Source organism: Clostridia bacterium, from assembly GCA_014360065.1.
In the GTDB taxonomy this organism is placed as follows: Bacteria; Bacillota; DSM-521; order Neomoorellales; family JACIYF01; genus JACIYF01.
Map to the genome: position 1 here is coordinate 1 of JACIYF010000146.1, position 5,532 is coordinate 5,532.

A 5,532-nucleotide genomic window follows, 5' to 3' on the forward strand; every position below is an offset into this window, starting at 1 on the left:
CTGCATCGCCTGGGTTAAAAATCGTTTCCGGCGAGTAGAAAATAAAATAAGCAAAATCACCTGCGGATAAAAGATAGGTGTGCTTCTTGGTTCTTAGTTCCAAAGTACCCTCTAATACATAGATCAGGTCTTCGCGCTCATGCTCATAAATGAAGCCACTAATCTGGGCATGAGGATCCACCGAAAATATTACCGGCTGCATTCGCTTATTTCGTGGTCCCAAAAAATTTATTAACTCAATCTCTAAGCCTGGCTGCTCAGTGACTAGCCTTTTCCGGCCCGATTGGCGTACAACGTGCCACTCTTCAGGCAATTCACTATCTAGTAATGCCCCGAGGTTTACGTTTAGCGCTTGGGCCATAGCTTCTAAGGTTGAATACGACGGAGAGACCTTACCTTTCTCCACCTGGTAAATGAAGTTAGGCGATACACCGACTCTGGCAGCGAGTTCCTTTACCGACATAAATGAATTCACCCGTAAACGTCGAAGTCGCTCTCCCAGCACATTTATCCCCCCTTTGTTACCATTTTCACTTACTATTTTACAGTGATACTTCATAAATGTCTACAGAATTGGAATGAGGATGGCACCTAGAAGTGCATGGTATGGAGGATTTAATCCGAGTTCTGCAGCCTCTTGCCCGGCGCCGCCGCCAGGACTGAGCAAGGTAGTACTGGAAGTACGCGCCGTCAGCCTCGATAGCACCGCAGGGTAAGCCTAGCGAGAAGTGGACCATACCTTGCGCCCCAAAAGAAGGAAGGCAGTCGGAGCGCTGATCCCCACCTCCTTGGCGGGCTTGCGTGCCGACATGCCTTCGCCTGTGCAGCGTATGAACTTGCCCCAGTGCAGCTCTTCTTGGAGGGAGCGGTAGGCATCCCGGTCAGGCCAGTCAAGGTGCACCCACCGTCTTGCCCTTAAACTCCCCGTTTGGCTTGACTTTGCCGGAATTACCGTCGGTACCTGCCGCACTGTCGGATAGACCACTCTAGTTCAACACTTATTCGCAGGTAATACTTCTCTTAAACACAACATTCTTGGGGCATTCTCTCTCTATTCTGCGTATGCAATCTTAACGTTGGCTTTGTATTCAGCAACCTTACCGCCTTGGACATTTGCCGTTAGATTATATACCTCGACGCCGGTTATGTTTGGAATGGTACGCGCTGCTTCCTGTACAGCGATTTGCACTGCTTCCTTCCAGCTATTCGGGGATTCACCCACTAGCTCAAGTACTTTGACGTGCATTTTGCCCCTCCTTTTCATTTGCTCAGGGTTAGTATGTGCAGGCTACACCAGCCTATGCACCGGCTATGGGCACCCAGCTTGTTCTTGATGGAGGGATTCCCGAAGTGCCTCTAGGGCCCTTCGCTCAAGGCGAGAAATTTGTACCTGAGACAACCCTACAATCCTTGCCACTTCCGCTTGGGTCTTATCATAAAAAAACCGCAATAGAATAATTTCCTTGTAGCGAGGTGGCAGTTTCTCCAGGACCTGCCTTACCGCTAAATTTTCCAACAATTGGTTTTCGCAGCTGTCATGCCTTAGCTGATCCAATATGTAGATCGGATCACCTTCGTCCTGATATAGAGTATCGTGAACTGATTCGGGATGTTTTACCGCTTCTAAGGCGGAAACAATATCCTCTCTTTTCACTCCTAATTGATCAGCAATTTCCCCGACGGTCGGTTCGCGCCCGTTGCGCTTGGATAGCTCCTCACGAGCACGATTTACTCGATAGGCCATATCTTTGGCAGTTCGACTGACCTTGACTAGAGAATCGTCCCGCAAAAACCTACGGATCTCCCCAATGATCATGGGGACAGCATAAGTAGAAAATTTAACCTGATATTGGGGATCAAATCTATCTACTGCTTTAAGAAGACCTATGGTACCAATCTGAAAGAGGTCCTCGAGGTCATAACCTCTCCCCTCAAAGCGTTGTACCAGGTTAAATACTAATCTCAAGTTATGGTTCACTAGCTTCTCCCTAGCTTCTTGGCTACCCCGCTTAGCCTGCTTTAGGAGCTTTATAGTCTCTGATTCGCTGAGCAAAGGATAGTTAGGGAGGTTCATATTGTACAATCGCTTGGCCATTGCGTAACCCGCCTAACTTTCTTGGGCTACCTGCATCCCCAGCCCAGCGTGGTTCAACCGCTTAATCAAACGAACCGTGGTTCCCTCCCCCTCCCTACTATCTACCTCTACATGGTCCATAAAAGACTTCATAAACATAAAGCCCAACCCTAAATGGCCACTGTCAAGGTCCTGACCGTGCGTCTGCGGCATACCCTTGCCAAAGTCCTGAACTACAAAAACTAATCTGTCAACATAACGAGTAGCCTCAATTCTCACTAATGCATCTGGCTGACCTTGGTAACCATGGACTATGGCATTGGTTACCGCTTCTGAGATCGCTACTTTGATTTCTTCTAGCTCGTCTAAAGTCATATCTATTTGAGCGGCAAATGCAGCTACGGCTATCCGGGCTAGGCCTATGTTTTCCGGCTGGCTAAGGAACTCCAATCGCATAGAATTGCAGACCTGGTCCACCATGAGCACCTCCTTCGTAAATACCCTCTGAACTACGCCGCAGTACCCTGCCTAACCAGCGGCATGGGGGACTCCTAATAAGGTTATAAAGTGCAGGTGTCAGTAACCTCGATTACTTGGGTTACCCCTGACATTTCTAGTACCTTCCTGACTTGCGAAGGGCAGTGGGTAATGACAACCCTGCCACCGCGTTGCGCCAGCTGCTTATAGCGTCCAAGTAAAGCCGCTAAACCGGAACTATCAATAAACCGTAGGTTCTTAAAATCAAGAACCAAGTTAGAAATCCTAGAATTGCTTATAAATTGGTCTATTTTGTTTCTAAAATTGGTTACCGTGCTCAAATCAAGTTCACCGCTCAAAAAACAAACCAACGTCTCCGGATTTATGGACTGAATCTCCAATCGCAAAGCATATACCCCTTTCAAAGGCTTGTCCCGATCTCACCCTGCGGAACATTCCTCGTGGACAAATGGAAAAACACCAGGGATATTCGGTACCCCTGGGATGCTTACGTTCGTGCATATACCCCGGAAACTCAGTCTAGCGCCCACTACTTTCGGGAAGGAATAACCTTGGTAAACATCTTTTGTATTTGCCTCCACAAAGTAGCTTCACCGACTGCCTCTGCAGCGACTAAGTCTACCCTCAGTGCTTCTTGGCCTTCCAAGGTGATGATGGCTTCCCCTATTTTCTGGCCTTGTTTGACCGGAGCCTTTACCGCTTCAGGCAGCACTGTCTTTAACCCGACACCTTTCTCCTTGCCTTTCTCCACTGTGATGCCTACAGGCTTAGTTGGCACCACGGCAACCACATCCTGCATTCCTTTTTCTATCGGAATCTCAGCTACTTGGCTTCCAGATGCATAAAGCCCCTTGTACCTAAAACGGGCAAAGCCATAGTTGAACATTTTCATTGATTCACTGAATTGGCCACGCTGCTTGGTTGCGCCCAAGACTACAGCTATAAGCCTTAACTCATCCCGCTTTGCAGTTGAAGCCAGGCACAAGCCAGCTTCGGAGTGACTACCGGTTTTGAGACCATCTGCACCTGGGTACCACCACAGCAGCTTATTTAGATTCCAAAGCTCCAAAAGCGGTTTTTCCCTAAACTTGTAATATTTGAGGGAAGATAACCGCAAAGTATCGGGAAACTGCAAAACCCAACGGGAGATTTGAGCCAAATCGTATGCGGAGCTATAATGATTTTTGTCTGGTAACCCATGACAATTGGTAAAATGCGTATTTTTTAGCCCCAGTTGCTTAGCTTTTTGATTCATCTGCTCCACAAAGGCTTCTTCCGAACCAGCTAAGTGCTCGGCCACTGCCACGCTAGCGTCATTAGCTGAGCCTACCATCACAGCGATCAACATTTCTTCCAAAGTCCTTTGCTCTCCGGGCTCGAGATAAACTTGAGCCCCGCCCATGTCAGCTGCTTGTTCGCTGGTTAGAACCGGATCGTTCCAGTGAGCTTTGCCCTGTTGAATTGCTTCTAGGGCCAAGCCCAGGGTCATTAATTTGGTAACGCTGGCCGGTGGCCACCGGCGATGCGGGTTGTGGGCAAAGAGAATCTGACCAGTTTGGGCATCGATGAGAACGGCACCTTCGCAGTCAACTTTGAGCCCTGAGGTAGGCGAGGAGCTAGGGAGCGCCCAAGCAAGGTTAGTATTAACGAGCCCTAAAAACACACTTACAAGTAAAACCAAGGCAACGGTCCTTGCCTTTGCCCGTGCCATCGATTGACCCCCTTACATTTAGCTCCCCTTTAGTATGTTTCCACGGTAACTTACATATACATTTCCTCAGGGATCTTCTCCAAGACACCTTCAATTAATTCCAACATTGCTGTCTGAGCCTTCTTAACTACTTGAAATATTTGCTCGTGGTCCAGCACGCTCTCTTTAACGCCACTAGCCCAGTTGGAAATACAGGAAATGGCTAAGACGTTCAATCCCTCCTGGCGGGCCACAATCACCTCTGGAACTGTCGACATACCCACCGCATCTGCACCAGCTAATCTAAGAAACCTGATTTCGGCAGGAGTTTCATAACTTGGCCCTGCTAGGGCTGCGTAAATGCCCTCCTGGATCGAAAAGCCTTTCTCAGCACCGACCCGTAAGGCGCATTGTCTTAAAAAGGGGTCGTATGCATTAGTTAAGTCGGGAAATCGCCAAGTGAGAGGACCAGTAGTTATACCTCGCAGAGGGTTAACTCCCATTAAATTGATATGATCGGCTAAAACCATTAAATCACCAGGCCGCAACCTTTCATTAATACTTCCCGCCGCGTTAGTTAGGATGACAGTTCTTACTCCTAACCTTGCCATGACTCGAATGGGATAAGTTACTTTTGCCAAATCGTAACCCTCATAATAATGGAACCTTCCTTGCATGACCATAACTGGCTTTCCCCCAAAATAACCCATGACAAGGTTACCTTCATGCCCGGGAACAGTCGAAACCGGAAAGTGAGGTATTTGAGTGTATGGTATACTTACTTTATCTATAACTTTTGTAGCTATTTCCCCCAGGCCAGTACCCAATACTATAGCAATTGAAGCGTTGACTGGTTGAAATGACCTCAAGAAGCTTACTGTCTCTTCTAACTGTAGAGCCATCGATCAATCTCCTTTGTAACCTAAGTCTAGGCGCGGGGGTGCGCGCGCTCATATACCTCCTGCAGATAAGCTTTAGACACGTGGGTATAGATTTGGGTGGTGCTGATATCGGCATGACCCAGCATCTCCTGAACGGAACGAAGGTCAGCGCCATTCTCAAGTAAATGAGTCGCAAAGGAATGCCTCAACATATGGGGGGTGATTGTTTTTCTGATCCCCGCTTTTCGGACATAATGCTTCAGCACTTTCCAGCAACCCTGTCGCGTCAGCCGCGTACCCAAGCGATTGATAAACAGGGCTTCTTCGCTTTTGGTCTTGGCCAACTTTGGCCTCCCCAAATTGATGTAGTTGCGTAAAGCTTGCAAAGC

At 48.1% G+C, this 5,532-nt stretch carries 9 protein-coding genes; all 9 read right to left on the bottom strand.

Going from position 1 to position 5,532, the window contains the following annotated elements:
* The coding region (locus tag H5U02_13660; protein MBC7343468.1) for a helix-turn-helix transcriptional regulator at positions 1-502 on the bottom strand (502 nt) is incomplete at its 3' end.
* A gap of 216 nt (positions 503-718) precedes the next feature.
* A complete protein-coding gene (locus tag H5U02_13665) occupies positions 719-901 on the bottom strand; it encodes a hypothetical protein (protein ID MBC7343469.1) in 183 nt (60 codons plus the stop codon).
* A gap of 150 nt (positions 902-1,051) precedes the next feature.
* On the bottom strand, positions 1,052-1,246 hold the full coding sequence (locus H5U02_13670; protein ID MBC7343470.1) for a dodecin domain-containing protein: 195 nt from the start codon (positions 1,244-1,246) through the stop codon (positions 1,052-1,054).
* 63 nt (positions 1,247-1,309) lie between these two features.
* Complete coding sequence (gene sigF / locus H5U02_13675; protein ID MBC7343471.1) at positions 1,310-2,095, bottom strand: RNA polymerase sporulation sigma factor SigF; 786 nt, start codon at positions 2,093-2,095, stop codon at positions 1,310-1,312.
* A 12-nt stretch (positions 2,096-2,107) separates the two neighbouring features.
* Positions 2,108-2,554 carry an anti-sigma F factor gene (locus H5U02_13680; GenBank protein MBC7343472.1) on the bottom strand — a complete coding sequence of 149 codons (447 nt, stop codon included), beginning with the start codon at positions 2,552-2,554 and terminating at the stop codon, positions 2,108-2,110.
* Between the two features lie 80 nt (positions 2,555-2,634).
* Positions 2,635-2,958 (bottom strand): anti-sigma factor antagonist, encoded by a 324-nt coding sequence (locus tag H5U02_13685; protein MBC7343473.1) that lies wholly within the window; start codon positions 2,956-2,958, stop codon positions 2,635-2,637.
* Between the two features lie 143 nt (positions 2,959-3,101).
* Positions 3,102-4,283 carry a D-alanyl-D-alanine carboxypeptidase gene (locus H5U02_13690; protein ID MBC7343474.1) on the bottom strand — a complete coding sequence of 394 codons (1,182 nt, stop codon included), beginning with the start codon at positions 4,281-4,283 and terminating at the stop codon, positions 3,102-3,104.
* 50 nt (positions 4,284-4,333) lie between these two features.
* Positions 4,334-5,164: a purine-nucleoside phosphorylase gene (locus H5U02_13695; GenBank protein ID MBC7343475.1), complete on the bottom strand. Its 831-nt coding sequence runs from the start codon at positions 5,162-5,164 to the stop codon at positions 4,334-4,336.
* Between the two features lie 26 nt (positions 5,165-5,190).
* A partial coding sequence (locus tag H5U02_13700) for a tyrosine-type recombinase/integrase (protein ID MBC7343476.1) occupies positions 5,191-5,532 on the bottom strand: 342 nt, incomplete at its 5' end.

What these genes read in the sequence shown, in the direction of transcription:
- H5U02_13670 (MBC7343470.1), bottom strand. Translation starts at nt 1,246, where the DNA reads ATGCACGTCAAAGTACTTGAGCTAGTGGGTGAATCCCCGAATAGCTGG.
- sigF (MBC7343471.1), bottom strand. Translation starts at nt 2,095, where the DNA reads ATGGCCAAGCGATTGTACAATATGAACCTCCCTAACTATCCTTTGCTC.
- H5U02_13680 (MBC7343472.1), bottom strand. Translation starts at nt 2,554, where the DNA reads ATGGTGGACCAGGTCTGCAATTCTATGCGATTGGAGTTCCTTAGCCAG.
- H5U02_13690 (MBC7343474.1), bottom strand. Translation starts at nt 4,283, where the DNA reads ATGGCACGGGCAAAGGCAAGGACCGTTGCCTTGGTTTTACTTGTAAGT.
- H5U02_13695 (MBC7343475.1), bottom strand. Translation starts at nt 5,164, where the DNA reads ATGGCTCTACAGTTAGAAGAGACAGTAAGCTTCTTGAGGTCATTTCAA.